Source organism: Bradyrhizobium sp. CCGB20, assembly GCF_024199855.1.
GTDB lineage: Bacteria > Pseudomonadota > Alphaproteobacteria > Rhizobiales > Xanthobacteraceae > Bradyrhizobium.
Genome location: NZ_JANADN010000001.1, coordinates 4,092,163 through 4,107,105 on the forward strand (window position 1 = coordinate 4,092,163; position 14,943 = coordinate 4,107,105).

The window sequence follows — 14,943 nt, forward strand, 5'->3', positions numbered from 1 at the left end:
CTGGCTCTCTGAGTCCGACTTCTCCTTCTTTGCTCCCCCCTTCGCGTCCGACGGCGGTCGCCTGGCACTACGCTTTTTCGACTTAGCCATCTGTGTCGGTCTCGCCTTTGCTAGCTGCGCAAATGCTTTCAGCGCTAAAAGCAATCCTTGCAAGCCGCATATGACGATCCCAAACAGGCGACACAAGCCGCTCCGAAGGTATCAACGCAGGCGACAGCGCAGGGGAGCACGACCGTGGCGCATTCGAGCCAGTTACATCCCTGCTGTTCGAGGCTTTTCGCCTGATATGCGCGCGTTTGGCCCCGAGTCACGGGAGCAGCTTGGATGGGCAGGTTCATTTCTCCCTCCTATGGCCAAAGTTGCGGAGGCTGCCGGCCCACCATAGCGCCGGCAATCTTCGCGACTAGAAGCAGCTCTTGCATTCGTCCCATGCAGAACCAAGACACGATATGCACCCCGCATTAAACGGGTTGGGTATGCACCGCGACGCGCACTCGATAACCTTTGAACCGCATTTGAAGATGTTGCAGCTCTGATCGAGTACGTTGGCCTGATAGGCACGAATGTAGCCTCGCGACACTGGGGCCGCCTGTAAAGGTGCGTTCATAGTATAAACTCCGCTGTTGGCAGTGGACTTAGAATGTCACGAGTCGGCACTCTAGTTCCGACGCCGGGAGGCGCATCAGCGCAGAGTTGTCAGCACTGCCCGATATTCGGAATGCAGCCCCCAACGCAGCGGCCGAACACGCAGGTGCCTACGCAGCATTGGCTGGGACCGCAGCAATCCGATTGCATGAGTCCTCGTTCGTCATTAAGCCGCGTTAGCACCGCGTTGCGGTCAACCGGCTTTGCTTGCACGGGCATTCTCATGGCTATTACCTCGCTCTCACGGCTCCCCCCGGGACGACGAGCCATGATAGTTTGCCTTGGCAGCACTCCCGCAGTGCGATCACTCGCTTGCGAATAACTTCGAAATTGCACAAACGACCCGAGCCCTCAGCAACCGAGCGCCGGCCTCATTGCGCACCGAGCCTTACCGCCCAGTTTCGAACCGGCCCGACGGTAACTGGCAGCACCTCGCTCACATCAACAGTGTAGCGGTAAACACGTCCGGCACGACGTTCGTTTTCCGGATCGAACATTTGGAGCTTAACATCCCAGCAGTCCGAATCCGGTCGACAAATCGGGCTTTTGACCACCTCGATTGAATCGAGCGAATAGTTCCGCGCTGCCGCTTCGGCGAAGGCTTGGCGGGCTTGGTACGCGTTCGTTGCAGCGTAGTTCATAGCTCGCTCTTGCGGTGAAACGCCGAGATTGCGAAGCTCATAATAAACACGGTTCAAGAACTCCAGCACCGCTTCGTCCGACGGCGGCGTGGGAGGCCCAACCTGTAATGCGAGCGTTGCCGCGACCAACTCGGCCGCACGCCACATATACATTCCACGCAAATCAGGAAACACGATCGGCACGCTCATGCCGTTCATCAACCGCGCCGTCCCGCTGATATAGCCTGGAAGCGAGACCCTTTGCTCCTTGCCACGATCAGTAATCGATGCTTCCAGCGCATCGAGCATGGCCGTGTAAGTTTGTAATGCGAAAGCGCCGGCAGGCTGAATAGCGTAAAGTGGAATTTGGTCCTGCATCAGGATGAATGTGATCCCGGCGAGAAACTGCGGATTGCTGCGCAGGAAACCGAATAGCTCAGGTGGATTGTTGGCCCGGATCGGATCGCCGAGTTGCTGAACGATCGCGTCATAGCGGGCTTCCGTGCCGAAGTCGAACCACAGCGATCCGAGCGCATAGACAATTTGCGGCGGTTGTCCGCCTCCACAGGAACAGCCAAGCTGTTTGACAGCACTCGGCAAAGCCTCCTGTGCAACCGACTGCGACGGAACCAATATGGCCCCCTCGCTCAGCAAACCTTGTGGTTTGACTGCCTTGTTTTCCTCTTCATCGACCGCTTTGGTCTGACAAGAGCACGCGGAGGGTAACACGTCCGATGGCCGAATTGCTGTAGTATCGGCAGGTTCCAAACCTGAATTCAACATAGCAAAACTCCCCCTCAATACTGCTTGGTCTTGAACTAGATTCGTGATGTTCCTCTCAATTGGCTCCGGCTTTGCAACCCGGATTTCGCGCGGCGCGCTACCCTTGCTCCCGACGCGGCGCAGCATGGCGAGCGCTGCAGCCGCGTTGAGGTTGCCGACGAGATAGCGATCGCACGCTCCCTTACCTTCCAACTCGCATGACGTCGCCGTATCAATAAGGATATCGCGGATATCGGCCGCATCGATCCTGTACCCTTCACGCTGTGCGGTCGACAAAAGTAGCGCGGCGACCCCCGAAACGACTGCGGTTGCGTAACTCGTCCCGGTGGCATTCGTGGTTCCGCTGCCCGGCGCGGCGACAAGGATGTTTTCTCCGGGCGCAAGCAAGCCGTTGCGCCGATACTCCGCACCCCAATTGCTCGCTTCGATCGGCTTTCCGTCAGCATCGGACGCTCCGACTGCGAGCGTATACTCTACTGCAGCCGGGAGGTGTATGCAAGCGCAGCTATCGTTTCCGGCTGCTGCAACCAAAAGTGTTCTGTGATCAATACAATTTCGGAGCGCCTGTTCAAGATGGGTTTCAGCCTCAGCGGTAAAAGTCTTTTGACCCGCGCTGACATTTATGATCGAGACGCCCCGCTCAAGCGCGAACGCAATGGCCCGAGCGAGATCAAGTTGGGACGCGGGCCTAACCCGATTTTCTGACTTGTTGCCGAAGAAGATCGGAAGGACGAGGCCGGAGCATCCGGGCGCGATTCCGCGAATCTCATTGCCATGACCAAATATGACGCTGCAGATTCCCGTTCCGTGGACATCGGGGGCGCGAGAATCGGCTGGGATCATCGCCTCGAGAAATTCAATAGACGCCGACTTGAGAGACGGATGCGACATATCCGGCAAGCCGTCTACAATACCCACGACGACATCAGGCGCGCCTGGATAGACGCTCGACAGGGCGTCTCGAAGATCAGCCAAAATGTCACTATCTTTAGCTGCATTTGGCATGAGGCCAATCTAGCCAGCATATTTCTTGTTAGTCGAGTAGATTGTTTCATCGATCTTTTAGATTGAATCGCAATCCTTCGACATCGGGAGAGCGCTGGCTCCAAATTGACGTCGTTGATCTTCACATTGGCATCCGGTGGGCAGAAGCGTCAGTATGACTGACCTGCATACCGGTTTCGCCATCGGCGTCGTTATCGAGCATAGTAATGGAAAAGTTGGCTGGCCTCCGTTTGCGACAGCAACGTGGCAGAGGGCACAGAGGTAAAGTGATCGATGCCATCCGCGCTTGGGGGGATTGAATTCACGCCAAAGACCGCTCATCCGTCGCTAGCGTGAGAACGGAAAAGCGGAAGATTGCGTCAGCGATAGCGTATTGACGCCGTGCTCACCCTGCTCGGCTGTACCCAAGAGCACTGCGCACTGGTCGACCAAGACGCCGAACAGCTGCGCCGCGCGCTTCTCGATCGTCAGCGCGACGCCGCGCATCTCGGGGAAGCGATGATGTGGTTGATCGGTTGCGAATGATCGGAATCAGGCAAGTACGATACCGCACGGACATCGAAACACTCTAGACTAGCGCAATTTACCTGCTCAGTGGTTCCATCTTTCGAGGCGCATTGTTCAGCGATGCTCCTCAAGGATGAGGTCTCACACTTCATGGTGAGTAGCACGGCTACACCATGCGTCTAGAACCATGAGCCCGTACAAACGGAAATGCCTAGTAGATCCCAGGCCGTGTGCCCATAAAACCGTCGGCCTGACGCGACGAGGCCACGCCCGCTTGCCCGATACCGAACAAGTTCGTGCGGCAGCGCAATCTGTCGCCGGCGCAACAGCAGACGTGATGCGATTTTGTGAAGGCGAGATGCGCGGTTAGCGCCGCGAGGTCATCGCCGCGCGCTTGCCAACGAGCTTGCTTTCGAGCCTGGGCGGTCGCGCGAAGCACCGCCCAGGCGCAAAGCCAGGTAACCGCGTATGATCCGACTCTACGCTGCAGGTCGGAATCGAATGACGTTGCTTAGTCCTCGTCCTCCAGCTGTGCACGACGTCGTTCGACGACATCACTCATATCGTGGAGTACAAAGATCGCGAGGGCGGCCATGCGCTGCCTCTGTTCGGGATTAAGCGTTTTGTATAGTGGCTGCCACGCTTCGGCGAGTTTATCCAAGTCGGCTGATCGTTGAGCCAATGCTTCGGACCGTCGTTGCAGAAACGCGATGGGGTCACGATTGCGCATGGCGTCGACGCGGCTTTCGTCGGCCCGCCTACCCACCGTTTCCTGGATTTTTGCAACACGCGCTTTCCGATCCTCCGCCCTGGCCCGAATAGCGCTTTCTACAGACGGCCAAAGCTTTTCCTGCTCAGGTGTCAGCTGCAACGCGGCCTTTATCAGGTCAATCCTCATGTCCGTCAGGTTGTTCCGGTCCGCTGCATTTAACCGATCCGGAGACGTGGAAGCAGAGGTTTGCGAGTTTTGCGCGCTGGCAATCGACGATGCTGTAAGGAAAAGTGCAGTTGTTCCGAACACTACTATTTTCATCATCGGCGATCTCCTAGGTAAAATTGCCCCCAGGCACCTCGCTAATGGTGATCGCTCACTACGAGGTCGCGTTGATTCAAATCAAAGGATATTTTTTGACGTGCTACCGCGTGCCGGGCAGATCCGTCGTATCGGTGATGCAGCGACGATGGCCGTACGTGTATGACATGGCGCTGATCGCCAAGCGCTGCGGTATGTGGAGGTGGAGGCGGTCGAGGCACCACCGCCTTTGTCAGCTCGCCGAATGCATTGGCGGCAGCGACGGCGGTAGCACGAAGCCTCCGAACTCGCGTTCGAGTAATCCGGCCAGCGCAATCGTCGTCCGATCTTCTAGATATGGCCCGATGATCTGGACGCCGATCGGCAGGCCCGACGGCGCGTGCTCGATCGGGACGGCGGTCGCCGGCAGTCCGCAGGTCGAGGCGGGGTCGGCCCAGATGAAGCACGCATCAGAGTAATTATAGAGCTTTCCGTCGATGTTCAGTTGCCGTGCGTCGAACGGTTCGGAATGATCGTGCGGAAAGGCCGGCACGGCGGCGGCCGGATAGATCACCGCGTCGAACTCGCGGAAGAGGTGATGCCACTTCTGTTGCAGTTGCAGGCGGGCCGCATCAATCGCCAGCCACTCGCGATGGATCATGCCCCAACCGCGGGCGCGTTCGGCCTGCAGGCTGCGGTCGTCGGGTGAGAGTGCTGCGGCAACGTGTTGCGCCTCGGCGAGGGCGGCTGGTGTCAGGCGCGAGCTGCGCGCGCCGTTGAGCAGCTTCATGTAGAGCCGCGCGGATTCGGCGAGATCGGGCAGCGACGTGCTCGCGCGCGCGACCCGAGCGCCGGTGCGCTCGAGCCGTTCAGTTAACCGTCCAATGGCTGAACGCACGGCATCACCCGTCGGCATCAGCGGATGGGTATCGATCACGAGGATCCTGAAATCCTTGAGATGGATATGGCGCGGGGCGGGCAGCGCAAGGCGATAGCCGATCCCGTCGCGGGTCTCGTCGGGGCCTGCGATCACGTCGAGCGACAATGCGAGATCCTCGGCGGTGCGCGTCATCGGTCCGACGACAGCCAGATCGCCCTGGCCGGGAACGGGCGGCGCCGGTGGCAGGCTGTAGCCGCGTAGCGGGACCAGGCCGAGGCTCGGCTTGTGTCCGAACACGCCGCAAAAATGTGCGGGCACCCGGATCGAGCCGCCGATATCCGAGCCGATCGAGAGCGGACCGAAGCCCGCGGCCAGCGCCGCGCCACATCCGCCCGAGGAGCCGCCGGGCGAGCGGCCGAGATCCCATGGATTGTTCGTCGCCCCGTAGATCTCGTTGTAGCTCTGGAAATCCCTGAGGCCGATCGGGATGTTGGTCTTGCCGATGATGACGGCGCCTGCGGCCTTCAACCGCGAGACGACGAGGGCATCTTCCGCCGGTTGGAAATCCCTGAAATGCGGAAAGCCCCATGTCGTCGGCAGGCCGGCGACGTTGAATGGCTCTTTCAAGGTCACGGGGATGCCGAGCAACGGCAGCCGCTCGCCGCGGGCAAGCGCAGCGTCGGCGGCGCGCGCGGCGTCCCTTGCACGATCAAAATCGCGAACGACGATGGCGTTGATCCGCCCGTCCAGCGCCTCGATGCGCGCGATCGTATGCGCGAGCAATTCTGACGCAGAGATCTTGCGCGCGTACAGGGCGCCAAGGAGTGCGCCGATCGAGCCGTAGTTCAGGTCAGCTGCCTCTGCGGTCATCGCGAACTCCCTTGCATTGCGTGGTCTCGGCGAATCGAACATGCAATGTTGGCGGCGAGATGAGGAGGCGACGCAACGGGAACCAGATCTGCCCGCCTGTCGGGGCGGGAGGCGTGCGTATTTGAAAAATCTACGGGAGACGTTATGCCCGGGCTTGTCCCGGGCATCCACGTTCTAGGTGCTGGGCAGTCAAAGCGTGGATGGCCGGGACAAGCCCGGCCATGACGTTGTGGAGAGTGTCAGGAAGCTTCCTTGAGCACCGGCGAAGCGGTTTCCTCGGCCTTCAGCTCTTCGAGACTGCGATGCCGCGGCTCGATGCCGAGCGCCCAGACCGTGATGATCTGCACCACCAGCAGTCCGATCATCAGCGCCATGACGCCGGCCACGCCCCGCGTCTCGAACAGTGACACGACGAGGAACGGTGTGACGATCGTGGCGCCGCGGCCCAGCGTGTTGACGATACCGGACGCGCGCAGGCGGACCTCGGTCGGAAACAGTTCGGGAATGTAGATGCCGAACAGAAGGGCGACCAGGACGTAGATCGGCACGGTCAGCGCAAAGCCCACGGCGGGCAGCAGGATTGGATCCGAGATCGAGGGATAGAGGATGCCCAGCGCCACCGTGATCAGGGACGCGCCAATGATGGTCGGCTTCCGGCCCCAGCGGTCGGCGGTCAACGCGCCGATCGCCGAGCCGATGGGCGCGCCAAGTGCCATCAGCAGCGAGTAGCCGAACGAGGTCGCGATCGAGAGGCCCTGCTTGACGAAGAACACGGGCAGCCAGGTGACGAAGCCGTAGAGCAGGGTGTTGATCGTGATCAGGCAGATCGCGCCGACGATCATCCGCGATAGCAAAGGCGCGGTGAACAGCGTGCCCAGATCAGCCGCGACCGGGGCTGGTGTGGTGGGCGCGGGAGCAGGCAAGGGCTGACCTTGCGCCGCCTCCTTCTCGATGGCCTGCATCAGCGCTTCGGCCTCGGCGGTGCGCCCCACCGCTTCCAGCCAGCGCGGCGATTCCGGCAGCGACTTGCGCATGTACCACACGACGAGCGCGCCGACGCCGCCGAGTACGAACATCGAGCGCCAGCCGAATTGCGGCACCACCACGGATGCGACCAATAGCGCCACCGGCAAACCGGTGACGACGCACACGGTCGTGAAGCCGAGCCATTTGCCGCGCGTGCGCGCGGGCACGAATTCCGTCATCGTCGAATAGCCGACGACGTTCTCCGCACCGAGCCCGACGCCCATGACGAAGCGGCAGGCGATCAGGAAGGCCATGTTCGGCGAGAAAGCCGCGGCAAGGGAGGCGACGCCGAAAAGGAGCAAATTGAATTGATAGGTGAAGCGGCGTCCGTAGCGGTCGCCGAGGAAACCGGTGCCGAACGATCCCAGCATCATGCCGACGAAGGTTGCGGAGATGAAAACCGCGTTCTGGGCGAGCGTCGAAAAGCCGGTCTTCAGCGTCACGCTGAGCACCGTCCCGGCGATATAGATGTCGAAACCGTCGAAAAACATTCCGATGCCGATCAATAGCATGATGCGGCGGTGGAATGGGCCGATCGGCAGCCGATCAAGACGGCTGCCTGCGTTCACCGATGTCGACATATACGCTCTCCCTTGACTGTTGTTCTGGTTGATGCGGCCCGCCTTCTATGGGCGGTCGGCCGCTTGCAGTTCTGTTAGTTCAGCCGCTTCTGATTGGCCGTGTCGCGGTACCAGTCGAATGGCTGCTCGTGGGTCGCGACCATCACGCTCTTGGTGTTGAAATGGTCGTTGAAGCTTTCGGTGCCGCACTCGCGGCCGATGCCGGAATCGTCGACGCCGCCCCAGGGCGAGGCCGGGTCGAGCCGGTGATGATCGTTAATCCAGACGATGCCGGCCTTGACCGAGGCGGCGACGCGGTGCGCGCGGGCGACGTCGCGGGTGCGGATCGCGGCGGCGAGGCCGAACGGCGAGTCGTTGGCAAGCCGCAGCGCGTCGGCCTCGTCCTTGAACGGCGTCACCGAGGTGAACGGACCGAACACTTCCTCCTGGAAGATGCGCATGTCGGATGTGACGTCGGCGAACACGGTCGGCTCGACGAAATAGCCGTTGTCGTGACCCCGCACCTTCGCGGCAACGCCGCCGGCGACGAGACGCGCGCCGTCCTCGTGACCGTAGCCCACATAGGCGAGAACGCGGTCGCGCTGCCGGGCGGAGATCACGGGACCCATTTGGGTGTTCGCATCGAAGGGATCGCCGACGCGGATCGTGCGGGTCTTGGCCTGCAGCTTCTCGACGAACTCGTCATAGATCGAGGCCTGGACGAGATGGCGGGAGGCGCAGACGCAGGTCTGGCCGGCGCCGATGAAGGCGCCGAATGCGGCATAGTTGACGGCGCGGTCGACGTCGAAATCGTCGAACACCATCACCGGCGTCTTGCCGCCGAGCTCCATGGTCTGATGTGCGAACACCTTTGCGGCCGCGCTGCCGGCGATGCGGCCGGCTTCGGTGCCGCCGGTCAGGACCAGCTTGTTGATGTCGCCGTGCTCGGCCAGCATCTTGCCTGCGCTCTGGCCGAGGCCCAGCACGATATTGAAGACGCCGGGCGGAAGGCCGGCTTCGGTGAAGATCTGCGCAAGCTTCAAGGTCGTCAGCGGCGTGTATTCGGACGGCTTGACCACGGTGACGCATCCGGTCGCCAGCACCACGGCGAGCGACTTGCACAGGATCATCAGCGGGTGGTTGAACGGCGTGCAATTGGCGACGATGCCGATCGGCGTGCGGAGCGTGTAGTTCAGATACGCGCCTTCGACGGGAATCACGGAATCGCGCCGCGACAGCGCAACGCCCGCGAAATAGCGGAAGAAGTCCGGCAGGCGGGAGAGCTGGGCGCGGGTCTCGTTGATCGGGCGGCCGTTGTTGAGGGTCTCCAGCCGGTACAGGCTGTCAAGATTGGCTTCGAACGCGTCGGCGAGTTTGTTGACCAGTCTGGCACGCGCACGCGTGTCCATGCCGCCCCACGCCTTGCCTTCGAACGCGGCGCGCGCGCTCTTCATGGCGCGGTCGATATCTTCGGTGGTCGAATTGGGAATGCGGGCAATCACGTCGCCGGTCGCGGGATTGCGGACGTCCAGCATCGTGCCGCCTCCGGCTTCGACTTCACGTCCATCGATGAAATTGCCGTGGATTTCGACGTCGATCGACGCGGGTTTCGAGGGAATGTTCATGATGACCTCTCTTCGACGATGACGGCGTTGCGCTTGAGCGCCGGCAGAACGCGTTTTTCGGTGGCCCCGATATGGGCCTTGATGATGCGCGCCGCGGTTCGCGTCTCGCGGCTCTGCATGGCGTCGATCAGGGCGACGTGCTCGGCGACGAGCTTTGCCGGGTCGTGGCCCTTCAGATTGGAGATGCTGACGCGGACCAGCCGGTCGGCCTGGCCGATCAGGTCGCACAGCGCCGTCGCCATGCGGCGATTGCCGGAGGCGTGAGCGAGCGCGGTGTGGAAGGCGCGGTTGTAGGCGATGAAGTCTTCGTGGTTGCCGGAGAAGCAGCGAAATTCGTCGAGCGATTTCAAAACGCTGTCGGGTGCACTCTCGATCGCTTCGGTGACGCAGGCCGGCTCCAGTGCAAGACGGAAGCGCAGGAGGTCGCGGGCGTCGGACAGCGAGATCGGAGTGACCCGATAACCCTGGCGCGGCTGCACAGTCACCAGATGCTCGCGCTGCAGCCTCAGAAGCGCATCCCGAACCGGTTGCCGGCTCACTTCATAACGCTCGGCCAGATCCTGTTCGCGCATTTCATCGCCCGGCGCAAAGCGGCATGCTAAAATATCAGATCGTAGACGATCATAGATATTCTCGCGCAAAAGCATCATATTTCAGTTCTCCTTGGCGTTAATATCTCAGTCGTGATATTTCACGTCAAGAGCCAAATGCTTGAATTCCCTGACAGTTGATTTATCGGTCGGGGCCTTCGGGCACGCGAATGACCGATGAAATGAAGGAAAGGCCGGACATGGACAGGCTTCTTGCCAACGGGACCGTCAACGCAGCGCAATCGGGTGAGGGGCCGCCGCTGTTTCTCTTTCACTCGCTGTTGTCGGACCGCGCGAGTTTCGATGCGATCGTGCCCGAGCTCGAAGGATCGTTTCGGACTATCGTGCCGGAGCTGCCGGGCTTCGGCCGTTCAGGTGCGGTCGAGGGCGGACTTGTCGCGGTCGCAGACCGGATGGCTGAGGCCGTCCGCGATGCCGCGGGCGGCGCGCCGGCGGTTGTCCTCGGCAACGGCTATGGCGGGTTCGTCGCTTTGCAGATGGCGATCCGGCATCCGGAGGTCGCCGGCAAGCTCGTTCTCGCCGACAGCGGCGCTGCCTTTTCTGAGCCCGGCCGCGAAGCGTTTCGCAACATGGCGAAGGCATCGCGCGAGAAAGGGCTGGAGGCCATCACCGATGTCGCGATGCGGCGCCTGTTCGCACCCGAGTTTCAGGCGCAGCATCCCGAGCTGATGCAGGATCGTCGTGCAGCGTTCCTGCGGACGGATCCCGACGTCTTTCGCGCCGCGTGCGATGCATTGGCTGGTCTCGATCTACGCGCCGAGCTTGCCGCGGTGAAAGTCCCGGTTCTCGTGCTGGTCGGCGAGCACGATGAGGCGACGCCGCCGCCGATGTCGCATGAACTGGCCGCCGGATTGCCGCGCGCCGAACTCAAGATCATCAAGGGTTGCGCCCACGTGCCGCAGCTTCAGTCGCCGCGACAGTTTCTCGGAGCTCTCGAGGGTTTCCTGCTTTGATCTGCGTCTGGCTGAGGCTGACCTTGCGTTCGAAACGGCGATGCCTTCCGAACGGTTAATGGACGCCGTGTTCACGGCGCTGCCCGTATTGAAGCGGAACCCCTAAGAGTTTTTACACACAGTTCTGGCACGGTCCGCGCGTCAATATCCGCAACCCGCATCGTCGCGTCTCATTGCGCGCACGAAAAGACGGGGCCCGCGGGCATCGAGGGGGCGTAAGCCATGACTGCACTTGCTTCGGACGCCGGTCGCGCGAAGGGTGGGATCGTGCCGATCCTGCTGTGCGTCGTGCCTTTCAGCCAGATCCCGCTCGATGCCTATACGCCGGGCCTGCCGCAGATGGTGGTGGATCTTGCAACCGATTCCGCATCGATGCAGAACACCGTCACCGCCTACATGCTCGGCATGAGTCTGGCGCTGGTGCCGGTCGGCATCGCCTCGGATACGCTTGGCCGCCGCAACGTCCTGCTCGCCGGCCTCTCGGTGCTCATCGCGATGAGCATCGCCTGTGCGTTGGCCACCAGTGCATCGCTGTTGCTTGCGCTGCGCTTCCTGCAAGGCGTCGGCGGCTGTACCTGTCTCGTCGTCGCCTATGCGGTTGCGGCCGACTGTTTTCGCGGCCGTGAACTTACCGCGATCTCCGGCCTGCTCGGGGCAGCCTGGGGACTCGCACCCGTGCTCGCACCGGCGGCTGGCGGCTTCATCGTCGAGCTGACGTCCTGGCGCGGCGTCTTCGTCATCATTGCCATCGCCGCGGCCATCGTTGCCGCAATCGTCGTGTTTCTCCTGCCCGAGACGTTGCCTGCGGAGCGACGCGCGCCGTTCGATCCGCGGCGCACGGCCGGTATCTTGCGCGAGGCGCTTGTTCGCCCGGGCTTCCTGGCCTTCGTGCTGGTGTTCGCCGCCGCGGCCAGCGCGCAGCTCGCATTCGGCGTCGTCGCGCCGTTCTTCTACCAGACCGGCCTCGGCTATTCGGCGGCGATCTACGGCCTCGTCGCGCTCGGCCTTGGCGGCGTCAATCTCGCAGGCGAGCTCGGCTGCGCCCATTTCGCGCGCTTTATGCCGGCCCGCGTGATGGGGTTCGGCGCCTTCGCGCTGTTTCTCGCCGGTGCCGCGGTCCTGACCGCGACCGGGATGACCCTCGGTCTCGATTTTGCGTCGATCACGATCGGCGGCGCGCTGGTGCTCGGCGGCTGCGGCGTGCTGTGCCCGATGATGTACGGCATGGCGCTCGGCCTGTTCGAGCGCGACCACGGCCTGATCGGCGGCCTCATCAGCGCGCTCTGCTATCTCGCGGTCAGCGGTGCCATGGCGATCGCTGCGGTGCTGCCGGAAGCGACGCAGGCGCCGATCGGATGGCTCTATCTCGGCCTTTGCGCCGTCGCGGGCACGCTGCTTGCCATCTCGCTGCCCTCGGCGCGCCAGGCCACACAGACTTAAGGAAGGAACCAGTTCATGACCACCGTCGGTATTCGCGGCACGTTCTTCGACTTCGTCGACGATCCCTGGAAGCATGTCGGCAACGAGCAGGCGGCCGCGCGCTTCCACCAGGACGGCCTCATGGTCGTCACCGACGGCGTCATCAAGGCTTTCGGTCCCTACGAGAAGGTCGCAGCCGCACATCCGGGCGTCGAGATCACCCACATCAGGGACCGCATCATCGTCCCGGGCTTCATCGATGGTCACATCCATCTGCCGCAGACCCGTGTGCTCGGCGCCTATGGCGAGCAGCTCCTGCCATGGCTCCAGAAGTGGGTCTATCCGGAAGAGCTCAAATACCGGGATCGCAACTACGCGCGCGAGGGCGTGAAGCGTTTCCTCGATGCGCTGCTCGCGTCCGGCACCACCACCTGCCAAGCCTTCACGAGTTCCTCGCCCGTTTCAACCGAGGAATTGTTCGAGGAAGCGTCCCGCCGCAACATGCGCGTGATCGCGGGTCTCACCGGCATCGATCGCAACGCGCCGGCCGATTTCGTCGATACCCCGGAGAATTTCTATCGCGACAGCAAGCGCCTGATCGCCGAGTACCACAACAAGGGCCGCAATCTCTACGCCATCACGCCGCGCTTCGCCTTCGGCGCCTCGCCGGAATTGCTCAAGGCATGTCAGCGCCTCAAGCACGAGCATCCGGACTGCTGGGTCAATACCCACATCTCCGAGAATCCGGCCGAGTGCAGCGGCGTGCTTGTCGAACACCCGGATTGCCAGGACTATCTTGGCGTCTACGAGAAGTTCGACCTGGTCGGTCCGAAGTTCTCCGGCGGCCACGGCGTCTATCTCTCGAACAACGAGTTCCGCCGCATGTCGAAGAAGGGCGCGGCGGTGGTGTTCTGCCCGTGCTCGAACCTGTTCCTCGGCAGCGGCCTGTTCCGCCTCGGTCGGGCCACCGATCCGGAGCATCGCGTGAAGATGTCGTTCGGCACCGATGTCGGCGGCGGCAATCGCTTCTCGATGATCTCGGTGCTCGACGACGCCTACAAGGTCGGCATGTGCAACAACACGCTGCTCGACGGCAGCATCGATCCCACGCGCAAGGACCTTGCGGAAGCCGAGCGCAACAAGCTCTCGCCCTATCGCGGTTTCTGGTCGATCACGCTCGGCGGTGCCGAAGGCCTCTACATCGACGACAAGCTCGGCAATTTCGAGCCTGGCAAGGAGGCTGATTTCGTCGCGCTCGATCCGAACGGCGGGCAAGCCGCGCAACCCTGGCACCAGTCGCTGATCGCCGACGGCGGCGGACCGCGCACCATGGACGAGACCGCGAGCATGCTGTTCGCCGTCATGATGGTCGGTGACGACCGCTGCGTCGACGAGACCTGGGTGATGGGCAAGCGTCTCTACAAGAAGAGCTGACGGCCGCTCATGAGCGCATCTCCCGACACCGCCGGCCAGCCGGTCGCCCTCGTCATCCAGCGCCGCATCGCGGACGACGGCTTTGCCGCGTTCGCGCGGTGGAACGGCGAGGTCGGTGAGGCGCTCAAGGCGTGGCCCGGCTTCCTCAGCCAGGAGGTGGTGCCGCCGCAGCCGCCGGCCCATGTGGACTGGGTGACGATCCTGCGTTTCGCGAATCCCGCCGCCGCACGCGCCTGGCTTCAGAGCGATGTGCGGGCGCGGCTGATCGGAGAGGTGCAGCGTTTCTTCGTCGGTTCGGAGGATGTCCATATCCTGCCCGACACCGGCGTTCAGCGCGACAGCGCGGTCTCCGCTGTCATCTCCTTCAAAGTGCCCGACGGTCTCGAAGACGAGTTCCTCAAATGGCAACAGCGCATCCAGGCCGCCGAGGCCGAGTTCAGGGGATTCCTGCGCCACAAGATCGAGCGGCCGATTCCGGGCCTGCATGATGAGTGGATCGTCATCCTGTCGTTCGACGGCGATGCCAATCTTAACGCATGGCTCGACTCGCCCGTGAGGCAGACACTGTTGAAGGAGGGCGAGCGCTTCAACGCCGGCATGAGCGTGAAGCGGGCGAGCTACGGCTTCAATTTCTGGTTCCCGTCCGGCAAGGTCCAGGCTCCGGAGCAAGGACCTGGCCTGATCTGGAAGAGCAACCTCATCGTCCTCCTGGTGCTCTATCCCGTCGTCTACCTCTGGGGCTATTTCATCAGCGCGCCGCTGATCGACAGCCACGGCGTGCCGGTCTGGCTGTCGCTGTTCGTCGGCAATCTCGTCAGCACCCAGCTGCTCGGCTGGTTCCTCGTGCCGGCCGCCTTCAGGGCGCTTGGCTGGTGGGTCACGCCGAAGGCGGCGCTCGGTCGCCAGATCGCGGGATACGCACTCCTTGCCGCGCTCTATGCGGGATCGATGGGACTGTACGCGCTGCTGCTCGCGTGGCATTGGGGGCGGTGA

At 62.4% G+C, this 14,943-nt stretch carries 11 protein-coding genes; 5 read left to right on the top strand and 6 right to left on the bottom strand.

The genetic code is table 11. From position 1 onward, the window contains the following. Positions 1–1,016: 1,016 nt before the first annotated feature. On the bottom strand, positions 1,017–3,053 hold the full coding sequence (locus NLM15_RS18700) for a PatA/PatG family cyanobactin maturation protease (RefSeq protein ID WP_254118529.1): 2,037 nt from the start codon (positions 3,051–3,053) through the stop codon (positions 1,017–1,019). 381 nt (positions 3,054–3,434) lie between these two features. Between NLM15_RS18700 and NLM15_RS18705 the strand changes: the two genes are divergently transcribed. Beyond that, on the top strand, positions 3,435–3,578 hold the full coding sequence (locus NLM15_RS18705; protein WP_254118530.1) for a hypothetical protein: 144 nt from the start codon (positions 3,435–3,437) through the stop codon (positions 3,576–3,578). Positions 3,579–4,071: 493 nt separating this feature from the next. Here NLM15_RS18705 and NLM15_RS18710 read toward each other — a convergent pair whose 3' ends face one another. The 5 genes from NLM15_RS18710 to NLM15_RS18730 form a co-directional block, all read right to left on the bottom strand. After that, positions 4,072–4,596 (bottom strand): Spy/CpxP family protein refolding chaperone, encoded by a 525-nt coding sequence (locus NLM15_RS18710; protein WP_254118531.1) that lies wholly within the window; start codon positions 4,594–4,596, stop codon positions 4,072–4,074. Positions 4,597–4,825: 229 nt separating this feature from the next. After that, positions 4,826–6,322 carry an amidase gene (locus NLM15_RS18715; protein ID WP_254118532.1) on the bottom strand — a complete coding sequence of 499 codons (1,497 nt, stop codon included), beginning with the start codon at positions 6,320–6,322 and terminating at the stop codon, positions 4,826–4,828. A 239-nt stretch (positions 6,323–6,561) separates the two neighbouring features. Beyond that, the gene (locus tag NLM15_RS18720; RefSeq protein ID WP_254118533.1) at positions 6,562–7,929 is read right to left on the bottom strand and encodes an MFS transporter; all 1,368 of its coding nucleotides are present in this window, start codon (positions 7,927–7,929) and stop codon (positions 6,562–6,564) included. Positions 7,930–8,003: 74 nt separating this feature from the next. After that, positions 8,004–9,533: an aldehyde dehydrogenase gene (locus NLM15_RS18725; RefSeq protein WP_254118534.1), complete on the bottom strand. Its 1,530-nt coding sequence runs from the start codon at positions 9,531–9,533 to the stop codon at positions 8,004–8,006. Beyond that, a complete protein-coding gene (locus NLM15_RS18730; RefSeq protein ID WP_254124291.1) occupies positions 9,530–10,180 on the bottom strand; it encodes a GntR family transcriptional regulator in 651 nt (216 codons plus the stop codon). The genes NLM15_RS18725 and NLM15_RS18730 overlap by 4 nt, the downstream gene beginning before the upstream one ends. 143 nt (positions 10,181–10,323) lie before the next feature. On the opposite strand from NLM15_RS18730, the gene NLM15_RS18735 reads away from it, so the two are divergent. The 4 genes from NLM15_RS18735 to NLM15_RS18750 all read left to right on the top strand — a co-directional run bounded on the left by NLM15_RS18735 (position 10,324) and on the right by NLM15_RS18750 (position 14,943). Next, entirely contained in the window at positions 10,324–11,097 is a 774-nt protein-coding gene (locus tag NLM15_RS18735; protein ID WP_254118535.1) for an alpha/beta fold hydrolase, read from the top strand. 222 nt (positions 11,098–11,319) lie between these two features. Further along, positions 11,320–12,537, top strand: a complete 1,218-nt coding sequence (locus tag NLM15_RS18740; RefSeq protein ID WP_254118536.1) for a multidrug effflux MFS transporter — start codon at positions 11,320–11,322, stop codon at positions 12,535–12,537. Positions 12,538–12,552: 15 nt separating this feature from the next. Further along, positions 12,553–13,950, top strand: coding sequence for a guanine deaminase (gene guaD, locus NLM15_RS18745; RefSeq protein WP_254118537.1), 1,398 nt, complete (start codon positions 12,553–12,555; stop codon positions 13,948–13,950). Between the two features lie 9 nt (positions 13,951–13,959). Beyond that, positions 13,960–14,943: an antibiotic biosynthesis monooxygenase gene (locus tag NLM15_RS18750; protein ID WP_254118538.1), complete on the top strand. Its 984-nt coding sequence runs from the start codon at positions 13,960–13,962 to the stop codon at positions 14,941–14,943.

What these genes read in the sequence shown, in the direction of transcription:
- NLM15_RS18700 (WP_254118529.1), bottom strand. Translation starts at nt 3,053, where the DNA reads ATGCCAAATGCAGCTAAAGATAGTGACATTTTGGCTGATCTTCGAGAC.
- NLM15_RS18710 (WP_254118531.1), bottom strand. Translation starts at nt 4,596, where the DNA reads ATGATGAAAATAGTAGTGTTCGGAACAACTGCACTTTTCCTTACAGCA.
- NLM15_RS18715 (WP_254118532.1), bottom strand. Translation starts at nt 6,322, where the DNA reads ATGACCGCAGAGGCAGCTGACCTGAACTACGGCTCGATCGGCGCACTC.
- NLM15_RS18720 (WP_254118533.1), bottom strand. Translation starts at nt 7,929, where the DNA reads ATGTCGACATCGGTGAACGCAGGCAGCCGTCTTGATCGGCTGCCGATC.
- NLM15_RS18725 (WP_254118534.1), bottom strand. Translation starts at nt 9,533, where the DNA reads ATGAACATTCCCTCGAAACCCGCGTCGATCGACGTCGAAATCCACGGC.
- NLM15_RS18730 (WP_254124291.1), bottom strand. Translation starts at nt 10,180, where the DNA reads ATGCTTTTGCGCGAGAATATCTATGATCGTCTACGATCTGATATTTTA.
- NLM15_RS18735 (WP_254118535.1), top strand. Translation starts at nt 10,324, where the DNA reads ATGGACAGGCTTCTTGCCAACGGGACCGTCAACGCAGCGCAATCGGGT.
- NLM15_RS18740 (WP_254118536.1), top strand. Translation starts at nt 11,320, where the DNA reads ATGACTGCACTTGCTTCGGACGCCGGTCGCGCGAAGGGTGGGATCGTG.
- guaD (WP_254118537.1), top strand. Translation starts at nt 12,553, where the DNA reads ATGACCACCGTCGGTATTCGCGGCACGTTCTTCGACTTCGTCGACGAT.
- NLM15_RS18750 (WP_254118538.1), top strand. Translation starts at nt 13,960, where the DNA reads ATGAGCGCATCTCCCGACACCGCCGGCCAGCCGGTCGCCCTCGTCATC.